Source organism: uncultured Sphingobacterium sp. (genome assembly GCF_964277905.1).
Classification (GTDB): Bacteria; Bacteroidota; Bacteroidia; order Sphingobacteriales; family Sphingobacteriaceae; genus Sphingobacterium; species Sphingobacterium siyangense.
Window position 1 is genome coordinate 1 of the sequence record NZ_CAXYKD010000008.1, and the last position, 21773, is coordinate 21773.

Consider the following 21773-nt stretch of genomic DNA (forward strand, 5'->3'; position numbering starts at 1 on the left):
AACCAACCAACCAACCAACCAACCAACCAACCAACCAACCAACCAACCAACCAACCAACCAACCAACCAACCAACCAACCAACCAACCAACCAACCAACCAACCAACCAACCCCAATATCGAAAGCCTCACTAGTAACATTTCGTTTATAATTCACTAAATCATTTTAGTATACTTATATTCATATTCTGAAAAACCAAGAAGTATACCATGATAAAAACCAAAACCTCAATTTTTGTGCTGGCACTATCGCTCTTCGGTTGGCTTAATGCTTTGGCACAACAGCCACAGCTTTCAACCCCATGGACAGCAATAGCCAAGCAAACAGAAATCCCACTTTCCGAATATCCACGTCCCCAAATGGAAAGGAATGAATGGCTATGTCTCAACGGTAAATGGGATTATATAGGTGGAAAGGATGCTCCGAATGCACTAAATCCTGCTGTCCCCATTTCCTTTGACCACAACCGAGAAAGCATTCTTGTCCCCTATTGTCCAGAGTCCTATTTATCCGGAATACAACGCAAACAAGAAATTAATCTGTGGTATCGTAAAAATTTCGAGCTACCTAATCATTGGAAAGGGAAAGATATTATACTCCATTTTGGTGCAGTGGATCACGACGCGACCATATTTGTAAATGGGAAAAAAGCTGGTACTCATTCAGGTGGCTACGACTCCTTCTGGATCAACATCACTGAGTTTTTAAAGGCCGGTCCAAATAACATTGTCGTTGCAGCGCATGACAAGAACGACGGTAAGTATCCTTCGGGTAAAAATGGACCTCGAGGCGACTATACATTTTCTTCTGGCATATGGCAAACTGTGTGGATGGAACCAGTAAGCAAAAACCATATACAGGGCATCAAATTGTTACCTCAAGTAGCAGAAAAACAACTAAAAATACAGGTCACTAGCACAGCGAAGGCAAAAGTTACGGCCATCGTTTCTTCAGAAGGAAAAGAAATTTCAAAAACGGTAATTCAGTCGGGCATGGAATTTAATATCCCGGTAGAAAATCCAAAACTTTGGTCTCCTGACTCCCCCTTTTTATACGATTTAAAATTAAGTATACATGGGAAGAATGGAGAAATCATCGACGAGGTTAAGAGTTATTTTGGTATGCGTGATATTAAACTTGGTAAGGTAAACGGAATTGTAAGGCCGCTATTGAATGATAAATTTGTGATGCAGCTCGGTCTTCTGGATCAGGGGTACTGGCCCGATGGTATTCTAACAGCACCTACGGAAGAAGCTCTCAAATATGATATCGAGTTTACCAAAAAAGCTGGCTATAACCTTATTCGTAAGCATATGAAAACCGAACCCCAACGGTTCTATTATTGGGCAGATAAAATGGGACTGCTCGTGTGGCAAGATATGCCCTGCCTTTGGTATCCCGATGAAGATACTACGATTTATCGAAAAGCATTTCGTGATGAATACAAGGCCATCATTGACGACCACTACAACTCGCCATCCATTATCACCTGGGTTCCTTTTAACGAAAATTGGGGCGCTTTCGATGTACGCAATATTACCGACTGGACCAAACAATATGACCCTTCACGTTTAGTGAACGGTAATTCGGGATTTAACAACAATCCATCTTACCAAAAAGCTTATGGTGATCCCGGAAATGGAGATTTTGTTGACACCCATATCTATGTTGGCCCCAAGGGTGCTTCAGAACCTGATTCGAAACGGGCAGCTTCCCTTGGAGAGTTTGGTGGCGTAGGCCTATTTGTCCGCGGTCACATGTGGCCTGTCGAAAACAATGCCTATGCCTACGAACCCACTATAGAGGCACTCACAGACCGTTATATATTCCTAATGGATAATGTCGAACAATTGCTCCGATACAAAGGACTGAGTGTTGCTATTTATACACAAACTACCGATGTGGAACATGAAGTCAATGGTCTATTGACTTACGACCGTAAAATACAAAAAATGGTTCTTGAAAGAATAAAAGCCGTCAACCAAGCCGTGATTAAAGCTGGAAATGAATTGAATTAACGGATACAGATGTTCGCTATTTAGCTCTCAAAGAATTTTCAAACGATTCAACTGAAACAGCTGTTCTCTTTGGAGAAGTGTTTAATAACAGATCAAGGTGTAACACTATTATGGCAAAATATTCAGAAAAAGCATCTGAGAAAGTTGAAAAGACGATGCACGAAATGAAAGCGGGAAAATTAAAATCTGGTAGCGGAAAAAAGGTAACATCACGAAAACAGGCGATTGCCATCGGCCTCTCCGAAGCCAAAAAGGAAGGTGCCAAAGTACCCAAAAAAAATCCTAGCAAGTAAACTTGCTAGGATTTTCTCTTTAGCCCAAATTATGCTTTTTCATGCGGCAATCTACAGTAGGGATTTTTTCTTGTCTGTACCATCATAAGGATCTGACAAAACATTTTGACTATCCTCGACATCTATAAAATTTTGATTTACATCGACGGGTGTATAAATATGAACACTGCTTCCATTTCTTTTTTTGAGATAATATTGAATCTTTGTTGTATCAATATTGGTCACATCTGAAGCTGTCCATATCATTTTATGACCTGCACCATCAATCGTTATTACTGTATCATTGCCACGAGCGATGATACGCTGCAGTCCCAATTCTCCTTTTCGATCACCTTCTCTTGTCAACAAATGTGTGTTCCCATCTTTATCAATCATCCTGATCTGTTGATTATTGTTGCATCCAACTAAAAGGATGAAACTAAACAGAAGAAATGGAAGGGTCGTTCGTATTATTTTCATATCGTTCGTGGTATAACTCAATATAGTTTAACGACGAGACACAAAGATGCTGCCAAAATACAGCTGGCATCAAAGATACCTTCCAAAAGTTGGTGGATTTACCCCGAGTAGTTATCGCCTCCAGCAAACAACCTGCTGCTAATTCACATACAAAAACTATCTGTCTCTATTTTATATTCGTTTTTTTTATCAGACGGCTGGCACTTTCTGCTGCAATGATCAATGCTGCTGCAAGCATAATTACATCTTTCAAGACTAATCTACCGGCCGCAGATAAATAAGGAAAACCATAATTAGGTGACGGGAAATCCCCATCTAGCTTTGGCACAAACGCTTCTGGAGTTGTTATCAAGAAAGAAAGTGTAACCAATGACATAAGCACTGTACACAATGCCCCAAAAATTCCGATTTTAGGATACCAGATACCTAAAAATATCATCAGACCAATTGAAACAATTACAAAGCCAAGTATATAAGAAAAAATATAAGTTCCATTTTCTTGGTGCCATGCAATATTTTTCTTTACAACACGACCCTCCGGGTTTTTAAACAACTGGTATTCCGGTATTAGCTCTCCGTTTTTATCCAACACCCGTTTTTCCGTATTATGATAAAAAAAACGCATTGCCGGACTATTAATAACAAAAGGAACTATACCATCAGCTTCATATTGAAATGCTTTTAATCCTCCAATCCATGCCATCACAATAAAAATTGAAATTCTAGCAAAGTTTGTAAAGATATATTGTGACTTTGCCAATAGCTTTATTATTTTCTCCATAACGTAGTTTGTTTAATACCATGCAAAACTAAACAATGGCTTAAATCCACAACATGGACAAATAGATCTATAACATAGACTTTTCGGCAACAATTGATAAACCGACCCGCTTCCGAAATACCTTAGGAGATACGCCTACCATCTTCTTAAAAAATCTACTGAAATAAAACTCGTCTTTGTACTGCAAATTGGCTGCTATTTCTTTAATACTTTTGGCCGTCAAATGGAGCTGTCTTTTACTTTCCAATACGAGGCGTTCCTGGATCAACTTTGAAGGGGATTTTCCCCATTTCAATTTTATTTTTTTCGTAAAAACGGCTGGACTTAAACCATAGTTCGCTGCATAAAAGGTAACTTCTTTATGCGCTTTATAATTTTTTTCCAAAAACTGCTCAAAGTCATCAATAATATCTCTATGAGCCCAATACGGTTTTTGTACGTCGTTAAAAAGCAGCTTTTGTCTACTTGCCAACGCTAAAATCAGCTGTAGATAAGTTCTGCTCAATGACTGATCATAGGATTCCGACGACATTTTGAGCTGATCTATTTTTCCCATGATCGTTGATATCTCATGATAAATAGCTGCTGAGAGCAACACATGAGGTTGCTGGTAGATGTTGTTGAATAGAATTCCATTACAGGCAACTTCATCTTTATGATATTCTATACAATAAAAATTGCCGTGAAATTTTAGCACACTAAAAGTACTTTTCAGCACCACATCCATCGTAAACAACTGATAGGGAGACAAAAACAAAACACTTTTAGGATCCGCATGGTATGTCACCAAATCAACCGAAAAACTCGTCGCTTTCTCAAATAAAAGAATGCAGTACAATGGTTCACTAATGTTGAATCTACCGGCAGATAATACTAATTTTTCAAACAGGATATGGGAATAGTTCATGTTATTAAGCTAAAATATGAATTTAATCGGACCTATTCATCCGGTCTTAAGCTTCGCTTCAAATGATAAAACTTAAGTAGAATATGGTCATACCATAAGGCAAATAAAAGCATACTAGCCGGTAACAATAATGTTTTCAGTTTAAAATATTGAAACATAAAACCACCTATAATTCCCCCGATAAAAAAGCCTCCAATAATCATCAACTTAAGAAAAATACTTTTGTGTAATTTCACTTTCTCAGCAATTTCTCTATAAAAAAGCAACTGTGAAATTTCAATACCAAGATCAGTAAACAATCCGGTCAAATGCGTCGTCCTGACAACTGATTGTGACACCTTCGTTACCAGGGCATTCTGAAGTCCCATAGCAAAAAGAAGGGCAAATGAAATTATTGCTGGAAACATTGGCTCCGCATTAACGAAAGCTGGAAACAATCCAACGTTAATTAAGATAATAGACTCAATACAAATTGGAATGATATAAGCGTTATGTGATTTCTTTTTCGAGGCTAATTCTACGATAAAACCTGAAACGGCAGCTCCCATTAAAAAGAAAGCGATGTATAACAGATAAATCAAAGCCATCTTATAATTCATTAAAATCAACTGTTCTGAAAAAAATGCGAAGTGACCTGTGACATTCGTTGTTAAAGTCCCAACGGCAAGAACACCTGTAATATTAACCAGGCCTGCAACACAAGACAAAATAGAGGCTAACTTCAAATTATGAGTATAATTCCTTCCTCTCCCTTGATGCCTAAACATTTGAATTATTCTTTATAAATTAGAGAAAATAGATGAAAACAAGATTCATTTAAGGTTTCAGTAAATCATATACCCTGACATAATCCACTTCCATCTCTGCAGGAAATGCGCTGCTATCGACGCCCTGAACACCGCCCCAATCTCCACCAACGGCAAGATTCAATAGTAAATGAAATCTTTTATCAAATGGCCACACGCCATTGCCTTTTCCTTCATTTGGAAAACTGTAGATCTGTACATCATCCACGAAACCACGAATATACTCGGGGGTCCAGTCTATCCGATAATCATGAAACTCCGATGTTACCTGATCAATTCGTTTCATCACTCCTTTTTGAGTTCCGATAGAATGATTATAATCCTTTGTATGAACGGTAATATGTATTGCATTCTCGTCATAACCGACATGCTCCATGATATCTATTTCTCCCGAATGTGGCCATCCTCCGTAAACCCAATCTGTCGGCAACATCCAAGCAGCTGCCCACGTACCTTTCCCTTTCGGTACCTTGGCTCGGACTACAAATCGACCATACAGAAAATCTCCCTTGTTTTTACTCACCAGCCTGGCAGAAGTATAGTTCAACCCTTCATATTGTTCTTTTATTGCAGTAATACGTAAAACACCATTTGCCACACTTGCGTTTTTCCTGTTTGCATCTGTATAGTATTGAAGTTCATGATTTCCCCAACCATTATGCAAGGAGCCTACATCATATCCCCATTTTTTTGCGTCTGGAAGACCATTGTAATCAAACTCATCACTCCAACTGGGCATTTCAGCAAACTTATATTCTCCTACATGTGTACTATCGGGACTTGCGGAAAGTATTGCGATCAAAGGAAGTATCCAAAGGCTCATTATGTTTATATTTTATACAATTATTGATAAAGCTAATGAAAAATATGAATAGATTACCTCACATCGGAGACGCAATTTAAAGCTCAGTTAGTAATCATAAAATTGCGGCTACTAACTTTAGTTTAATCATTTTCCCTTTACTAAACCGTGGACTATCAACCAATGGAAAGTGATAAGCAGGAGGAGATTACCCGCAATTAATATAAATTACGCTTAAAAAAAGTAGGTACAGTCAGGTTGCGATAAATTGCTTTCGTAAGATTTCGGGAAAATATACTTTTGAAAAAACTTTTGGGACTGTACGACACAAGTAAAAGATCAATAGCTTCGATTTCCACCATGTAGTCGATACAACGTGGTATAGGCATATTGTAATCTAAACGATTGACCGCATTTTTTTCCACATAATCAATTTTATTAAACGAAAATTGGGCGGATAGCTTTTGTTTCCAGTCTTCAATATCTTCTTGTTTTGGAGAGATATACTTTTGTGTTACGTGCAAGAGGCTGAGATTAAATTTCTCCGGTACACGTAAGATGAAACTGTCGAGTAGATCATATTCGGACGCTTTAAAATTGCTCAGTAATCCGATATTTTGTAACCTAAATTTTTGGAAAGTGATGGGTACTGCCAAGACACCGATTGGACTCTTTTTTATCAGGGCGAAGGTATTGCTTCCCAATACAGCTTTTTGTATCATACCTTTACCTTTAGCTCCCATGACGATAAAACGGTATTCCTTTTCTTGTAGTAAGTTTAGTACCATTTTTTCCAAGTCGCCGAGCAAACTTAGCGTTTTACAGCGGAGATCAGGAAATTCATCGTCGATACGTGTCTGCCAGTCCTTGAGCATGCTTTCAGTCTCTTCCTTCTGAGGCGTCAAAAACATATTCTCCATTTTCGCATGAACACTGTCTTTTATTGGGATGGTATAAGTATGCAGAAGTTCTACTGTCCAGTTAAATTTTTTAGCCAGATTCGCCGCATAGCGGATAGCGGTCCATGAGTTTTCAGAAAAATCGGTGAGTACGAGAATTGTTTTGTCCATAAATATTTTGCAGATAAATCAGCGCGGATTATTAGTATAATAACAGTAAAGAAGGCAGAAGGTTTTTAATAAAAAATCAAAAGAAAGACTTTAAAAAAAAAGGTTTTCAAACGGGGAGAATGAAAACCTTAAATAACCAATTATAAACCTAAATTATGATACAACAAAGATAAGCATCAAAAAGATAAAAACCAAAATAAACTACCAAAAAGATAGACTTTTTTTTACTAAGGAATCAGTACAGCCCTTCCTTTGATCTTACCGTTGCGCATTCGATCATAAACTTCGTTAGCCTGATCAAGCTTAAACTGCTCAATTTCAATATGAATCTTCCTTTGCCTAGCCAAACCTACAACTTCCATAAGCTCAACCCGCGAGCCCCAATATGGGTTTGTCATACGCACACCAAAAGGAAGTCCTGACATATTGTACTGGTAGTGTCCCCCACCTAATCCAACAATTGTCAGGTCACCATCCAAACCAACAACCTTTGTTCCTAGATCTATAGTCGATGTTGCGCCGACAAAATCAATCACAACTTTAGCTTTTTTAATGCCCGTAATCTTATTGATTTGTTCGGCTGCATTTGCATCCTTCGAATTAACCACATACGCTGCGCCCAGTTCTTTAGCAAAGGCTAGTTTTTCTTCGGTGACATCACAGGCGATAATTGAACTCGCGCTTACTTCATTTAGTATTTGTAAGGCAACATGGCCCAAACCTCCAACTCCGATCACAACCACATACTCATCTGCTGTCAATTTGCCTATCGAACGTTTTATCGCCGAATAAGGAGTAAGTGCCGCATCCGTTAATGGCGCAGCAATGACTGGATCTAAGTCATAAATTGGGACCAGTAAACGCGAAGAAGGGACAAGCATATATTCCGCCATCCCACCATCAAGGCCTAGCCCACCACCATAAGCCATTTCAGACTGGTGATCACAATAATTTTCCTTTGATTGCTGACAGGGTTTACAGTGCCCACAACCCCAAGGGCCATAGACCAGTACCGCGTCTCCTTTTTTATAGTCTTTTACATCCGATCCAACTTCTTCAATCCAGCCCGCATTTTCGTGTCCCAAGGTAAATACCGTACCTACAACGGTCCCCTCATCTATAATGTGGAGATCAGAATGACAAACACCTGCACCACCAATTTTTAGTAATACTTCATCGCCCTTAGGAACTGGCTTCACAAGATCATTCACAACGCGGACATCTTTATGCCCAAAAAAACGTACTGCTTTCATACTGAAAATTTTTTGTTGACTAATAGAAAAACAAATAAGAACGATATATGTTTCAACGCATATGAAGACAGCGGCAACATGTAAGTCTTATTGCAAGAAAAAGTATTGCAATCCCCTGATCGTATTACCTAACAGGCAAGTCAAAAGTATTCATGCAATAAAGGCCGGTAACTCGAAGATATTTATGTATTTTTATCGGGAATCAAATGATAAAAATACATGCTAAAAAAAGGTGAACATATTGAAGGCGTTCCTATGGAACTCCAACAATTGTTGGATACGGACGAAAAAGCCAATACTTTTTTTGAAACACTTTCCAAATCATACAAACAAGGCTATTGTGATTGGGTTGGATCAGCAAAACAAGAACAAACCCGAAAAACAAGAGCTGAAAAAGCAATACAAATGCTACGAAATAATCAGAAAACCCTTAAAACGATCTAGAACAAGCCAATTGGGCATTACGCTTGCTACTTACTTATCAAAAAGCACCGTAAGCCATTTTTGCCCAATTGGAAAAATAGATCAGGGCCGCCTCAATAAATTAGATCAAGCGACAGCAAAATACCCTATAAAAGAACAAGTCACTTTTCAATCAAGCAAACTTTTTTAAAAAACTCATTCACAACAGCATAAAGCAAGACAAACGCTTTTACCTATTAGAGAATAAAAAAAGTGCAATTTCCACTTCCCCAGCTCATTCAAAAGAACATCAAACTAAAAAAACAACGAAAATCAACCCGGAAAACACCTAAAAATACAACCAATTAAAGAAAACTAAAGCTATTTAGGTCATATTTTTTTTAAATATCACCTAAACGCAATTTCAAAAACGGAATTTGAGTAATTTTTACACAATTAATCACTAAAACACCGTCAGTTTAAACACTTTGTAACAATATTACATAAACTTTAAAATTTCCATACCTAAATCACTTGTATCATTTTTAAAGTTTAATTACATTTGCTTTCAAGGATGCAAGGAAAATTCCATCAATATCTGTTCGGCGTAGTTTGCGCAATACTTATCAGTTTTGGCTGGTATCATGTGCCAACACCAAATAATATCCCCTCCTGCAATCTTCACGCTGTCAATCACTTCAACAAGCAAGTAAAAAGCGAAGATTATGACACCAAAGTTATTCGCAAAACTAAACGTCCTCGACATGAAAAATTAAGGGCTTATTTTTCAGAAAATGATAATGAAAACGACGACACGGGAAGTGATTCCAATAGCCCTAACTTATTCGCACTTGAAGGAGATGGTTTTGGAAATCTAGTCTCTTATATCCATCCCGAATTTCACAATACACGCACAGCAGTTTCGCTTGCAAATTCCAACCAGCTTACTTCACGAAAAAACGCCCTATATATCCATTACAGTGTATTCAGGCTGTGATTTTTTAATAATTTCTTAAAAAAACATCAAAATAGCTTTCAAAACCATTTGGAAGCAGGTCACACTATTGTTCAATTTTTCGAAAATAATTAAAAAACTATTATCATGGTCATGAGAAGCTTTATGTATATAAGCCTGTGCCTTATTATTCTATCGACAAGCTGTCAGTCAGAAAAAAAAGACAAAAAAGAAGCTGCAGTTTTCAATGTCACTACTCCTTTGGTCAAAGATACAATTGTCAATAAAGATTATGTCGCCCAAATCCGTTCGATCAACCATATTGAATTGCGTGCGCAGGAAAAAGGCTACATTCAATCGATATTTGTCGATGAAGGTCAATTTGTACAAAAAGGACAACCCCTCTTTAAAATCATGCCCAACCTCTATGAGTCCGATGTTAATCGTGCTAAAGCAGAGGTAAAATATGCTGAAATCGAATATCAGAACACCAAAAATCTGTCCGAAAAAGATATTGTCGCTCCGCAGGAAACTGAAATGGCAAAAGCAAAATATGAAAAAGCCAAAGCTGAGCTAGCAGCTATGAATACGCATCTCAAATTTACTGACATCGTAGCACCGTTTTCAGGAATCGTTGGTAAGCTTCATGTCCGTAAAGGGAGTCTTGTCGATGAAGGCGAGTTGATCACAGAGCTGTCCGATAACAGTAAAATGTGGGTTTACTTCAATGTACCCGAAGTGGAATATCTCAATCAAATGGACGCAAAACAAGACAATAGCCCGCTGCATGTACGGCTAAACATGGCCAATGGAAAAGAATTCGGTCATGAGGGTATTGTTGAAACAATTGAATCAGACTTCAATAATGAAACTGGAAATATTGCCTACAGAGCGACTTTTCCAAATCCAAAGGGATTATTGCGTTATGGCGAGACAGGTAATATCGTCATTACATCTCCCTATAATAACGCGCTTATGATACCGCAGAAAGCTACATTCGAGGAGCTTGAAAAAAAATATGTTTACGTTATTACAAAAGATAATAAAGTAAAAGCAAGAGAAATAAAAGTTGCTGCCGAACTGCCGCATATCTATGTTGTTTCTTCCGGATTGGGCAAGGACGAAAAGATTCTACTGAATGGACTTCGCATGGTACAGGAAAACCAGACTATTGAATCCAAATATCAGACTCCGGAGAAAGTCATGTCAAACTTAGATTTATATGCAGAGTAATTAAAAAAGCAGCATTATGTTTAAAAAAGTAATACATCGACCGGTATTTGCTATTGTCATATCGGTTGTAATCCTATTTATCGGAGGTTTAGCCATAAAGCAACTTCCTACTGAGCAATTTCCAAAAATCGCACCGACTACAGTGGCGGTCTCCATTGCCTATCCTGGTGCAAGTGCTGATGTACTTGTAAAATCCTCACTGATTACACTGGAGAATGCAATCAACGGTGTACAGGGAATGCGCTATATCGCAACCGATGCGACCAGTGCCGGTGAAGCAACCGTAAACGTCGTATTTGATCCTGGAACAGATCCTAACGATGCCGTAGTACTGGTCAAAACCCGGGTGGATCAAGTCATGCCACTATTGCCTGAACTTGTTCAAAAGGAAGGAGTCGTCGTCAATCCAATTCAGCCCAGTATGCTGATGTACGTGAATCTCTACAGTACAAATAAAAGCATGGATGAAAAGTTCTTGTACAACTATGCAACGGTAAATATCATTCCTGAAATCAATCGTATTCATGGTATAGCCAAATCACAAATCTTAGGTAGCCGTAGATATGCCATGCGCGTCTGGTTAAATCCCGATCGTATGCGCGCCTATAGCTTATCAGTTGATGAAGTGATGAAAGCGATAGGAGAACAAAGTATCATCGGCCGTCCCGGTCGACTGGGACAAAGCTCGGGTATTGCAGCGCAATCCCTCGAATATGTCCTAACTTATAAAGGGCAATACAATACACCTGAAGAATACGACAATATTATCGTTCGCGCAAACGGCGACGGTGAAAACATCAAGTTAAAAGACGTAGCTAAAGTCGAACTAGGAAGTGAATTCTTTGACATCTATTCCAATTTAGACGGGCATCCCTCGGCTTCAATTGTGTTGAAACAGAATTATGGTAGTAATGCCAATGACGTTATTAAAGATGTGAAGGCAAAACTTGCTGAGATGAAAGGTAACTTTCCTCCAGGTATAGACTATAAAATCAGTTATGACGTATCCCAATTCTTGGATGCTTCTATCGAACAGGTGATGCATACCCTACGCGATGCTTTTATTTTAGTTGCCATTGTTGTGTTTATTTTCCTTGGCGATTGGCGTTCGACGTTGATTCCGATCATCGCCGTGCCCGTTTCGCTGATAGGTACATTCTTCGTCATCCAATGGTTCGGTATGTCGATCAACTTAGTGACCTTGTTTGCATTGGTGCTTGCCATCGGGATTGTCGTGGACAATGCTATTGTGGTCATTGAAGCAGTCCATGCCAAAATGGAAGAAAGTGCCATATCGCCGTACAGTGCTATAAAAGAAGTCATGGCCGAAATCGCAGGTGCTATTATCGCTATTACAGCCGTTATGGTGGCCGTTTTTATCCCCATTTCATTTATGACAGGCCCTGTCGGAACATTTTACCGTCAGTTTTCAATTACCATGGCGAGTTCCATCGTGATATCAGCAATAGTCGCATTAACCCTTACTCCTGTGCTTGCCGCGATGCTCCTGAAAAACAACCATGGTAAACCAAAAAAATCAAACGTATTCACCAAATCGCTCGACCTTTTTAACCGTACTTTTGATAAAATAACGGGCAAATATGCCTCCTTACTTCGTAAAATTGCCAGCCGAAGAGTGATTACATGGGGTATCTTAATAGCATTCTGTGTCGGAATTTTCGTTATTAACAAAACGCTTCCAGGAGGTTTTATACCGAGTGAGGACCAAGGTACAATATATGCCATTATTCAGACTCCTCCAGGATCAACATTGGAACAGACCAATAAGCTTTCCAGAGAGCTCCAAAAGATCTGTCAAGGGGTAGATGGGGTTGAATCTGTCTCATCACTGGCAGGCTATGAAATCATGACCGAAGGCCGTGGATCGAATGCCGGAACCTGTCTTATCAACCTCAAAACCTGGGGTGAACGTGAACACTCCGTTAAAGAGATCATGGAAGAACTTGAAGAAAAATCAAAAAATCTGGGTGCAACGGTTGAATTCTTCGAACCTCCCGCTGTTCCGGGTTTTGGTTCTTCAGGAGGTTTCTCCATGCGCCTGCTGGACCTCAATAGGACCACCGATTACCAAGATTTCGATAAAGTAAATAAAGCGTTTATCGCTAATCTAAAGAAACGTAAGGAACTGACCGGAGTCTTTACGTTCTTTGCCGCCAACTACCCACAATACGAATTGGTATTTGACAATAACGCCGCCATGCAAAAAGGCGTTTCCATTGGTAAAGCCATGGACAACCTCAATATCCTTATCGGTAGTACCTATGAGCAAGGTTTTATCCGTTTCGGTCAATTCTTCAAGGTTTATGTACAATCTTCACCAGAATTTAGAAGGCTACCTTCCGATATCATGAACCTTTACGTCAAAAACGATCATGACCAAATGGTTCCTTATTCGGCCTTTATGACTTTAAAAAAAACACAGGGACCAAACGAAATCACGCGCTACAACATGTACAATTCGGCCGCCATCCGTGGACTTCCGGCAAATGGGTATACAACGGCCGACGCTATTCAGGCAATCAACGAAACTGCACTTCAAACATTACCACACGGCTATAAAGTTGCCTGGGAAGGCTTGTCCTATGATGAGGCCCAACGTGGAAACGAAGCCGTTTATGTCTTTTTAGTCGTCTTAGTCTTCGTATATCTTGTACTTGCGGCACAGTACGAAAGCTTTATCATTCCGTTTGCGGTATTGTTGTCGCTACCAGTTGGTGTATTTGGATCATTCTTCCTATTAAAAGCTATGGGACTTGAAAATGACATCTATGCACAGGTCGGACTGATCATGATTATTGGTTTATTAGGTAAAAATGCGGTGCTTATCGTAGAATTTGCCGTGAAAAGGCGCCAAGCTGGCGATAGCATATTGGAAGCAGCTATTGAGGGCTCAAGAGCGCGTTTCAGACCAATTCTCATGACCTCATTTGCATTTATCGCGGGACTTGTACCACTTGTCTTTGCCAGTGGTGCTGGAGCTATCGGTAACCATACCATAGGTGCTTCAGCACTGGGAGGTATGCTCGTCGGAACTATCTTTGGCGTTATTGTCATTCCCGGACTCTACTACATTTTTGCAAAATTGGCTGACGGAAGAAAAATGATCCAAGCCGAAGACGAATCACCATTAAGCGAAGACATGATACATTATGAATAAGAACAGATTATATCACTATACAGGTTTCGCACTTTTCTTGCTTAGTCTTGCAGCCTGCAAACCATTGGAAATAAAACAACGTGCCGAAAATAGAACCGTTCCCGGAAAATATGGGGATGCTGACAGCGACACCATGAATACAGGAAAAATCAAATGGAACAGCTATTTCAGCGATCCCAATCTACAAGGATTGATCGGTCAGGCACTAGCAAACAACCAGGAGCTACATATTATGCTTCAGGAAATTGAAATAGCCAAAAATGAGGTAAGCGCCAAAAAAGGTGAATATCTACCTTCCGTAGGTGTAAAAGTTGGCGCCGGGGTCGACAAAGTAAGTCGCTACACAAACATTGGAGCGATGGAAAAGAATACAGAAATCGAACCCGGACGCGAAATGCCTGAACCGCTATTTGATTTTGGAGTTGGTGTACAGGCACAATGGGAAACAGATATCTGGGGTAAACTCCACAATGCGACCAAAGCGCAGCTGCAACGGTATTTTGCCAGCGTGGAAGGCAAAAACTTTATGGTAACTCACCTGATCGCTGAAATTGCAGATTCTTATTATGAACTCCTGGCGCTCGATAACGAACTTCTGGTTATCAATGAGAATGTAAAGATTCAAAACGATGCATTGGTCGTCGTAAATGACTTGAAGAAAAATGCGCGATCCAATAAACTTGCCGTCAAAAGATTTGAAGCCCAGATATTGAAAACCCAAGGTATGCAATATGATATCAAGCAGAAGATCACAGAAACAGAAAATAGAATAAACTACCTTGTTGGAAGATTCCCGCAGCCGGTTCAAAGGGATCAACAATCATTTGATAAGCTTGTTCCGCAAACCGTTTATGCCGGCATCCCGGCCGACCTCCTGGAAAACAGACCTGATATAAAGCAGGCTGAATATGAACTTGCAGCGTCCAAACTGGACATCAAATCGGCCAAAGCCCGCTTTTACCCTTCTTTGGACATTGCGGCGGGAGTAGGTTTTCAAGCTTTTGATCCGACTTATCTCATCAAACCGGAAGCCTTTCTCTCTTCCCTCGTTGGTGAACTCACCGCCCCTTTGATCAACAAACGGGCAATTAAAGCCGCGTATTATAGCGCAAATGCACGACAGGTTCAGGCTGTTTACCATTATGAGCAGACTATATTGGCTGCTTATATTGAAGTTGCAAACCAGCTCTCCAAAATTAAAAATCTGGAGAATGGCCTACAAATTAAGACCAAGGAAGTCGATGCATTAAATGAGTCTATCGGTATTTCCAACGACCTTTTTAAATACGCCCGCGCAGATTATATGGAGGTTCTGCTGACACAACGCGATGCCCTGGAATCCAAATTTGAGCTCGTTGAGAAGAAGGTCAACCAACTCAAAGCAAGCGTAGCGATATACAGATCCCTAGGTGGTGGATGGGATCATCAATAGCACACTTTCAATTTTAGTTTTTATATGTTGGGGACTTATCATGTGATAAGTCCCTTTTTTTGTAAAAGCATATTTATTCCACCACGATTTCTTTCATTTTCTCGTTTCCATAGTATGTCGGGAAATACATTAATTCAGCCTTCGCTGGGTTGACTGTATAAGTCCCGGTATAACGAGGTAAAAGTTCGATCTCAAAGGTATGTGTACCTTTCCCCAGTTTGTTGCAAAAAATGACTACACGATCTTTGAAATGCTCCCGGTGCGCCTCGATTCTATAGTATCCATTGGTTTTGGTTTCATAAGAACATCCCGCCGGTATAGGAACTTCGATCTGCACATACTCAGCTTCACCAGTTAAGGTTACGCTTGCTTCAAGTTTTACAGGATTCCCTTCCTTCAGCGCCGCTACCGTAGCACCATTGTCCTTAAATCGCGTTGCCACAGCAAGCCCCTTTTCTTTTTCTATGACAGGATTTGGATTCCAAAAATTTTGATAGGCTGTCACAAAAGCCGGCCCCGTCCCTTCTTTCCTCACTTTAATCTGTTCATCCGACTTAAAGCTTTGCGTATACGGAAATGTAGTGACGCGTTTGCCATTGATGACCATAACCGGTGCCTGGAAAGACTCACCCTCTTTCAGTAAATCAGGAAGAATACTTCGTATGATACGCGAAGATTCGTAGATATTATACCATTGGTTTTGCTGCCGCTGCGCAAAAAAGTAATTACGGATATTTTCTAAATCCGAATCATGACCACCAATTGATTTTAAGACACCGTAAGCCAACAGTGTATTCTCGGTATTGGTTTCCGTAGGTCGCATAAAAGATCTGCCTTTCTGATCTGTTGTAGTTCCAGAAGTCCAATAAAGCCCACCTAAGACAGCCTTTGAGGAATATTTAAGAACAGTGTCTGCAGCATGTGAATCTTTAAGACCCAGTTTTGAAATCAATAGATATTTCAACAGTTTATCCTTAATGGTTTTACTTTTCAGTTTTGTATCAATTTCGAAGAAATAATCTTTGTAATCGGTTTTCGGATCTAGCCGGAGCAGATATATCAGGGAGCCAAACAAATTCTCTTTGGCCCCGTGAAGCTTATCTTTATCCAATAGAAGATCCAGCGAAGCCAAGCTGCTTTTCAACATGGTCTTTTCACGTTCTGCATAGATCTCCGTATCGATCTCAACCTGGTATCCTGCTTCTCGGGCATCCAACAGTACCCCGATCACATAGTTGCTGATCCAGGTCACAGTTTCACTTTTGTTCCACCAGCCCCAGCCCTGATTGGAATTTTTGTTTTTCTGTAACTCCTTCAAAAGATCCTTTATTTTCTTATCCTCTGTAAAGGGCTTTCCGATCAATTTTGTAAGCTCTTTTTTAGAAAGTAATGCACTCAATTTGGAAGCCATCTGCTCATTGCATAGAAATTTGTAACGATCAATAGATTCGATTTCCCGTTGTAAGAATTCCAGCGAATTTGCTTCGGCATGCAAGGTGATTTCGCCTAGCGCAGGAGAAGTTTTTAGCAAATACTCTGCGGTACTGTTAAGCACTTTAAAATCTCCTTCATGTTGTTCAAGCCCCTTTTCAAAAATCGGAATGCTACGTTTTTCACCATCAAAATATCCATTTGACAATCCGATCGAATAAGCAAGTTGGATGCTGTCCCCCTTATCGGCAATAACCGATATAGGATCCCGATAGGACTTCGCAATTTTCAACTTTGCCTCCTGCGTTGTTAGTCCATTATTGATGGTACGCGAGAGCTGTAAGCTGTCGCTAAGATAATTGACAACCCGTCCCATGGCAGAAAACTGATCACCCCTGATGGCAAATCGGGGAGTCGCCAAATGTGCCGAAACAGCTTTAAAAGATTTGACATTTAGCTCTTTTATGTCGGCGAAATTTTTACTTCCTTTAGCAATAAAGAATGTTCGCCAATTGGTAATATCATCCGAATAGGTCGCTTCAAAATTAGCTTTTCCCTGAGCATCGGTGGTTAGCTTTGGCTGCCAAAATGCATCATCGCGGAAGTTCACGCGCATCGTATTTCCAGATTCCAAATAGGGCATATCCACAGCACCTGTCGATGCCGCAGAAGCTCCAGCTTTCATCTGAACCATCACCACGCCGTTGGCGGCCCGAGCACCGTATAATCCCAGCATAGATTGATCTTTAATCACATTCAATGACGCGATAGTCGATGGATCAAGACTTGAAATATCACCTTCAAAGGGGACTCCGTCTACTAAAATCAATGGTTTTTCATTGGGGGCCAGACTAGCAGCGCCACGAATACGAATCCCTGCTACAGCCCCCTGCAGCATAGCCGTAGTCACCCCATCCGTCCTAGCATTGATCGATTTCACTGCCGCAGTCAATGATTGTCTTTTTTGGACGCCATACCCCACAACAACCACTTCATCCAATTGATTTTCGCTTGGCTTTAACTCAACGAAATAATCTTTGCCACTGGAGACTTTGACTGTAGCTGTATTGTACCCTAAAGCAGCAATCTCAAGAACAGCATTTTTGTCATCGGAGAGCTCAAGTTCCAAACTACCGTCAAAGCTTGTGAAATATCGTTTTTTTGTATCCGAAACACTTACTTTAGCCCCAATTAATGGCGTATCACCATCATAAACTAAGATCCGGGCGACCTTATTATTATTTCTTTTCGCTCTAAAACCTTCCTGGTCTATTTTTAAGAACCGCGGATCAATCTCCTGCCCATGCCTTATAGAATCCTGCAATGGATTTTCCACGGTACGCACAATAATTTCATCGCGTACAAGTTTGTAAGCCAATCTCGCCGCTTGGGATGCATCGCTCCATTGAATAGAATCCAGTCTGAGATAATTCATCCCATTGGCTTTGAGTTTGATTGGTAAACTAAAAGAAGTTGAATCATCCTTTACAATATGCAAAGTAACATCGCCGACCGGAAGATCTCCAAAACTTCGATGTCCGCCGTAAAACAGTCTAAAATACATTCTCTCCTCGACATTCGTCGGTTCAATAAAGATCAATGCAGGTCGAATGCCTTTTTGTGCAGCATCATTGCCCAAAATTAAATTCAATTTAAAAATAGCGTCTTTTTTTCCTTTCTTCACCGTAGCAAATTGCGCAAGTCCCGTGCTATTTTGCATCGTCTCTTGGAAAGTACGTTCTACGTTTGCCTTGATATCCTCCAAGGTCCATACCCTCTCCTGAAAATCTAACTTTGGCGTAAAATCATACAGATCAATCCGCAAAGGATTGCCATCCCAGCTTTTTTGTTTTTGGTAATTTTTATAGATACTGTATTGATAGCCTCCCTCAATTTCAAAACGTCCGATTTTCGCTGTGTCAACCATGAGCGTGCCTATTTTGGACACACCGTTATACATTTCTGTCCTTGGAAATGGTCCCACCATCAGGGGTACGGGAACCTGTGTCCGCAACCGGTTATCGTAAACGGTTTTTCTTACGGGATTGAGGTAGTAGAGATCTCCTGCTGTCTGGATATATGCCGGCATCTCAATCAATGCATTATTATTGGGTAATTGCCAGGCTCCAAAATTGTTGGTTACTGTAATCAACTGGCGCTTCAATTCAGTCAATTCGTTAGTGTAGAGCTTACCACGTTCTTCTTTAGGTAATCGGTAAACCAAAATTTGGCCTTTGCTGAATTCTTTTTCGGGGTAGGTAAAACCAATCGTATCCTGTGAGGCATTAAAGGAAACAATGACCTTTTTCCCCTTTTCAAGATAAAAGCCACTTACACGAATGTCGCGATCCTTGGTCCTAAATCTGAAATCATGCTGCCCCGGAAAAACTTCAAAAATAGTATTGTTATTTTGTTGGTCTTGTTTAGCATAAGTCAGAACACCGTCTATCCAGACTAAATGGATCCCCTGCACTACACCATTTACAACGACATAAGGGGAAATCTGACTCTTGACAGCATCTAGAGGAAGAGACTCCTGATAATAATCTTTGGGATATAAAAACCGATAAAAAGCCATCGTATCCAACTGCATCTCTTTAGACCATTTTGCCCAATTTTGAAGAGCTCCCTGATGTGCCTTCTCATCATCATCCAAACTAAAATTAAGATTTTGTGAGACTCTTGCCCTTCGCATCAGACCACCCATAGTAATATTTGGAGTGGTTGCTGACCTAAATTTTGAGGTAAAACCATAGGCCGTAATATCAACATCCTTCAACGGTTTACCATTCTTATCCGTAACCGAAAGTTCTACATCAGCCTTCTGCCCCGGATAAACTGTCGTCGCCGTGTTGACTGCCAAATTTAAATTCTTCTCCACATAGGGTAATTCTTCCTGGATAACTTTTGATTTTCCTCCAAAAAGATAGGTGATTTCCATGCTATACCCGTCTTTTCCCCGAGCTAAAAATGTACCTTTTAATTTGGTATTATAACCCGAAGCAATCGTACGACCAGCACGATAGACACGATACCAAAATGGAATCATAGCGGGATTATTGACATGCAATATCACCGAATCCGTAGTTCGATAAAACCGATAATTCAGTTGTGCCTGCTCTTGATCCTCCAGATAAACGTTTTTACTGAATCCATTCGACTTGACAACAATTTCTTCGGCCTGCCAAGGTATAGAAACCAAATTAGGTAAACTCAAATTTTCAGTCTTCAGCACTTCACGATGTTCACCTAATATCATTAGCTGAGCAGTTGTTGGCATCGCAACACCTTTTTCGAAATACTTCAGCTCTGCATGCCCGTCTTTTACAGCAATACGAATTTCCTTTTCGCTGTTGAGTATATTAAGGTCGAGACTTCGCTCAATTCTTTCATTATCCGAACTTAGATAGGTGCCAATAACCCGAAATGTAAGACCTATGTCAGCCGGAAAGATTGAATCGGGTAATACAATTTCCTTTTCCGCCACATCTACGAGCGAAATGCTCGTTTGCCATAATGTATCTGGAATAAAATTGACCTTATTGGACTTTATATCAAGCGTATAAAGTGGACTTGTCACAACACGCACATCTACTTTCCCATCATATATGGGCATTTCATTTTCATTTAAAGCTTTTAGTTTCAGTCGCACACTGTCTCCTTTAGCATATTTCGTCTTTTCGGACGTCATATTAAAGCTTAGGCTTTTCAACTCATAGTCTTCATATCGGAAAGACTGTTGATGCAAGACGATTCTGGCTTTTGTAGATTCCAAAGAGATCCCATAATTTTTATCAAGGATAAGGCCAAGCCCCTTCAAATCAAATGCAAAATTGTACATTCCCGGACGATAGGGAGCAAGTCGGGCCAAAACGGTATCTTTGGCATATCCATATCCACCTGTCAGACGTACGGTAATAGAATCACGGTAAGGTTTCCATTTTTCTTCCTCAAGATAAGCTTTAAATTTAACCTGCTCATTTGGCTTATACATTGGCTTGTTAAAAACCATAAAGCTTTCTGTCTGTTCAGTTTCTTGTTTATGAAAGAATCTCTTAATCTTAAACTTTGTTCTAAGCCAGCTATTTTTGATCCCTTTCCATAATGGAACCCTGTCTTTGTAAGGCCAACTCCGTTCTACACTCAGGTAATGATAGACACCCTTATGTTCAATACTGACGACATCGTCACTATTTGCATTGGCAGCTTTATAATAATGTAACTTCTTATCGAATGACATGCGACGCCCCTTCACTTTTACTTGCGCATCTTTTATAATCGTTCCCAGAGAATCGTATAGACAAATCGCAAAAATTTCTGCCGGAATAATCTTGACATATAGGTTATCACTAATCAATTCCTGATAAATGAGATCAGCTCCACTGGCGCGGACCTGGACATAATTACCAGAAGGTAAAGTCGGCTGTGGACTTCCGGCCTTATACTTAAGAAAAAAATCGCTGAGCATAGTTTCATCGAATTTCTTCTCTCCCAAGTGAATTTTTCTTAAAACTTCTGGGCTCAGTTTATAAATATAATAGTCAGAAGATCCACGTGGACTATTGAATAAGGTCGATTGCCCACAAAGGACCACAGAATACAGAACAGCTAAAAAGCAGACAACAATTGATTTCCATTTCATGTTTAAGATACTGGCTAAATTCTTTTAAAAATAGATAAATTTACCTAAAGCCAAGTACTAGATTTTTCCATCCGGCACTTCAACTTTCGTGCAGGGATGCGAAGAATATCA

At 40.0% G+C, this 21773-nt stretch carries 16 protein-coding genes; 8 read left to right on the forward strand and 8 right to left on the reverse strand.

Going from position 1 to position 21773, the window contains the following annotated elements; genetic code table 11:
• From ACHWSC_RS06140 to ACHWSC_RS06150, 3 genes are all read left to right on the forward strand, one after another.
• Positions 1-159: PT domain-containing protein (locus tag ACHWSC_RS06140; RefSeq protein WP_394676257.1), on the forward strand; the 159-nt coding region annotated here is incomplete at its 5' end.
• Positions 160-209: 50 nt separating this feature from the next.
• On the forward strand, positions 210-2018 hold the full coding sequence (locus ACHWSC_RS06145; RefSeq protein ID WP_394676192.1) for a glycoside hydrolase family 2 protein: 1809 nt from the start codon (positions 210-212) through the stop codon (positions 2016-2018).
• A gap of 110 nt (positions 2019-2128) precedes the next feature.
• Positions 2129-2311 (forward strand): DUF6496 domain-containing protein, encoded by a 183-nt coding sequence (locus ACHWSC_RS06150; RefSeq protein WP_145330741.1) that lies wholly within the window; start codon positions 2129-2131, stop codon positions 2309-2311.
• Between the two features lie 51 nt (positions 2312-2362).
• On the opposite strand, the gene ACHWSC_RS06155 is transcribed toward ACHWSC_RS06150, so the two are convergent.
• From ACHWSC_RS06155 to ACHWSC_RS06185, 7 genes are all read right to left on the reverse strand, one after another.
• Positions 2363-2770, reverse strand: coding sequence for a hypothetical protein (locus tag ACHWSC_RS06155; RefSeq protein ID WP_139145018.1), 408 nt, complete (start codon positions 2768-2770; stop codon positions 2363-2365).
• A 166-nt stretch (positions 2771-2936) separates the two neighbouring features.
• Positions 2937-3551, reverse strand: coding sequence for a DUF417 family protein (locus ACHWSC_RS06160; protein WP_046675093.1), 615 nt, complete (start codon positions 3549-3551; stop codon positions 2937-2939).
• 67 nt (positions 3552-3618) lie between these two features.
• On the reverse strand, positions 3619-4458 hold the full coding sequence (locus ACHWSC_RS06165; protein ID WP_394676193.1) for a helix-turn-helix domain-containing protein: 840 nt from the start codon (positions 4456-4458) through the stop codon (positions 3619-3621).
• A gap of 32 nt (positions 4459-4490) precedes the next feature.
• A complete protein-coding gene (locus tag ACHWSC_RS06170) occupies positions 4491-5225 on the reverse strand; it encodes a YoaK family protein (RefSeq protein WP_394676194.1) in 735 nt (244 codons plus the stop codon).
• A gap of 49 nt (positions 5226-5274) precedes the next feature.
• Complete coding sequence (locus ACHWSC_RS06175; protein WP_394676195.1) at positions 5275-6087, reverse strand: family 16 glycosylhydrolase; 813 nt, start codon at positions 6085-6087, stop codon at positions 5275-5277.
• Between the two features lie 197 nt (positions 6088-6284).
• Entirely contained in the window at positions 6285-7136 is an 852-nt protein-coding gene (locus tag ACHWSC_RS06180; protein WP_394676196.1) for a universal stress protein, read from the reverse strand.
• Positions 7137-7363: 227 nt separating this feature from the next.
• Entirely contained in the window at positions 7364-8389 is a 1026-nt protein-coding gene (locus ACHWSC_RS06185; RefSeq protein ID WP_394676197.1) for an NAD(P)-dependent alcohol dehydrogenase, read from the reverse strand.
• Between the two features lie 219 nt (positions 8390-8608).
• On the opposite strand from ACHWSC_RS06185, the gene ACHWSC_RS06190 reads away from it, so the two are divergent.
• The 5 genes from ACHWSC_RS06190 to ACHWSC_RS06210 all read left to right on the forward strand — a co-directional run bounded on the left by ACHWSC_RS06190 (position 8609) and on the right by ACHWSC_RS06210 (position 15589).
• Positions 8609-8833 (forward strand): YdeI/OmpD-associated family protein, encoded by a 225-nt coding sequence (locus tag ACHWSC_RS06190; protein WP_394676198.1) that lies wholly within the window; start codon positions 8609-8611, stop codon positions 8831-8833.
• Between the two features lie 532 nt (positions 8834-9365).
• Positions 9366-9788, forward strand: a complete 423-nt coding sequence (locus ACHWSC_RS06195) for a hypothetical protein (RefSeq protein ID WP_394676199.1) — start codon at positions 9366-9368, stop codon at positions 9786-9788.
• A 105-nt stretch (positions 9789-9893) separates the two neighbouring features.
• Positions 9894-10979, forward strand: a complete 1086-nt coding sequence (locus tag ACHWSC_RS06200; protein ID WP_070566911.1) for an efflux RND transporter periplasmic adaptor subunit — start codon at positions 9894-9896, stop codon at positions 10977-10979.
• A 16-nt stretch (positions 10980-10995) separates the two neighbouring features.
• Positions 10996-14157 (forward strand): efflux RND transporter permease subunit, encoded by a 3162-nt coding sequence (locus ACHWSC_RS06205; protein ID WP_394676200.1) that lies wholly within the window; start codon positions 10996-10998, stop codon positions 14155-14157.
• A complete protein-coding gene (locus ACHWSC_RS06210; RefSeq protein ID WP_394676201.1) occupies positions 14150-15589 on the forward strand; it encodes a TolC family protein in 1440 nt (479 codons plus the stop codon). The genes ACHWSC_RS06205 and ACHWSC_RS06210 overlap by 8 nt, the downstream gene beginning before the upstream one ends.
• A 73-nt stretch (positions 15590-15662) precedes the next feature.
• On the opposite strand, the gene ACHWSC_RS06215 is transcribed toward ACHWSC_RS06210, so the two are convergent.
• The gene (locus tag ACHWSC_RS06215; protein WP_394676202.1) at positions 15663-21662 is read right to left on the reverse strand and encodes an alpha-2-macroglobulin family protein; all 6000 of its coding nucleotides are present in this window, start codon (positions 21660-21662) and stop codon (positions 15663-15665) included.
• Positions 21663-21773: the final 111 nt, after the last annotated feature.

Coding starts and splice junctions, on each gene's coding strand:
- ACHWSC_RS06145 (WP_394676192.1), top strand. CDS start 210: ATGATAAAAACCAAAACCTCAATTTTTGTGCTGGCACTATCGCTCTTC.
- ACHWSC_RS06175 (WP_394676195.1), bottom strand. CDS start 6,087: ATGAGCCTTTGGATACTTCCTTTGATCGCAATACTTTCCGCAAGTCCC.
- ACHWSC_RS06160 (WP_046675093.1), bottom strand. CDS start 3,551: ATGGAGAAAATAATAAAGCTATTGGCAAAGTCACAATATATCTTTACA.
- ACHWSC_RS06185 (WP_394676197.1), bottom strand. CDS start 8,389: ATGAAAGCAGTACGTTTTTTTGGGCATAAAGATGTCCGCGTTGTGAAT.
- ACHWSC_RS06215 (WP_394676202.1), bottom strand. CDS start 21,662: ATGAAATGGAAATCAATTGTTGTCTGCTTTTTAGCTGTTCTGTATTCT.
- ACHWSC_RS06195 (WP_394676199.1), top strand. CDS start 9,366: ATGCAAGGAAAATTCCATCAATATCTGTTCGGCGTAGTTTGCGCAATA.
- ACHWSC_RS06155 (WP_139145018.1), bottom strand. CDS start 2,770: ATGAAAATAATACGAACGACCCTTCCATTTCTTCTGTTTAGTTTCATC.
- ACHWSC_RS06205 (WP_394676200.1), top strand. CDS start 10,996: ATGTTTAAAAAAGTAATACATCGACCGGTATTTGCTATTGTCATATCG.
- ACHWSC_RS06180 (WP_394676196.1), bottom strand. CDS start 7,136: ATGGACAAAACAATTCTCGTACTCACCGATTTTTCTGAAAACTCATGG.
- ACHWSC_RS06190 (WP_394676198.1), top strand. CDS start 8,609: ATGCTAAAAAAAGGTGAACATATTGAAGGCGTTCCTATGGAACTCCAA.
- ACHWSC_RS06210 (WP_394676201.1), top strand. CDS start 14,150: ATGAATAAGAACAGATTATATCACTATACAGGTTTCGCACTTTTCTTG.
- ACHWSC_RS06165 (WP_394676193.1), bottom strand. CDS start 4,458: ATGAACTATTCCCATATCCTGTTTGAAAAATTAGTATTATCTGCCGGT.
- ACHWSC_RS06170 (WP_394676194.1), bottom strand. CDS start 5,225: ATGTTTAGGCATCAAGGGAGAGGAAGGAATTATACTCATAATTTGAAG.
- ACHWSC_RS06200 (WP_070566911.1), top strand. CDS start 9,894: ATGGTCATGAGAAGCTTTATGTATATAAGCCTGTGCCTTATTATTCTA.
- ACHWSC_RS06150 (WP_145330741.1), top strand. CDS start 2,129: ATGGCAAAATATTCAGAAAAAGCATCTGAGAAAGTTGAAAAGACGATG.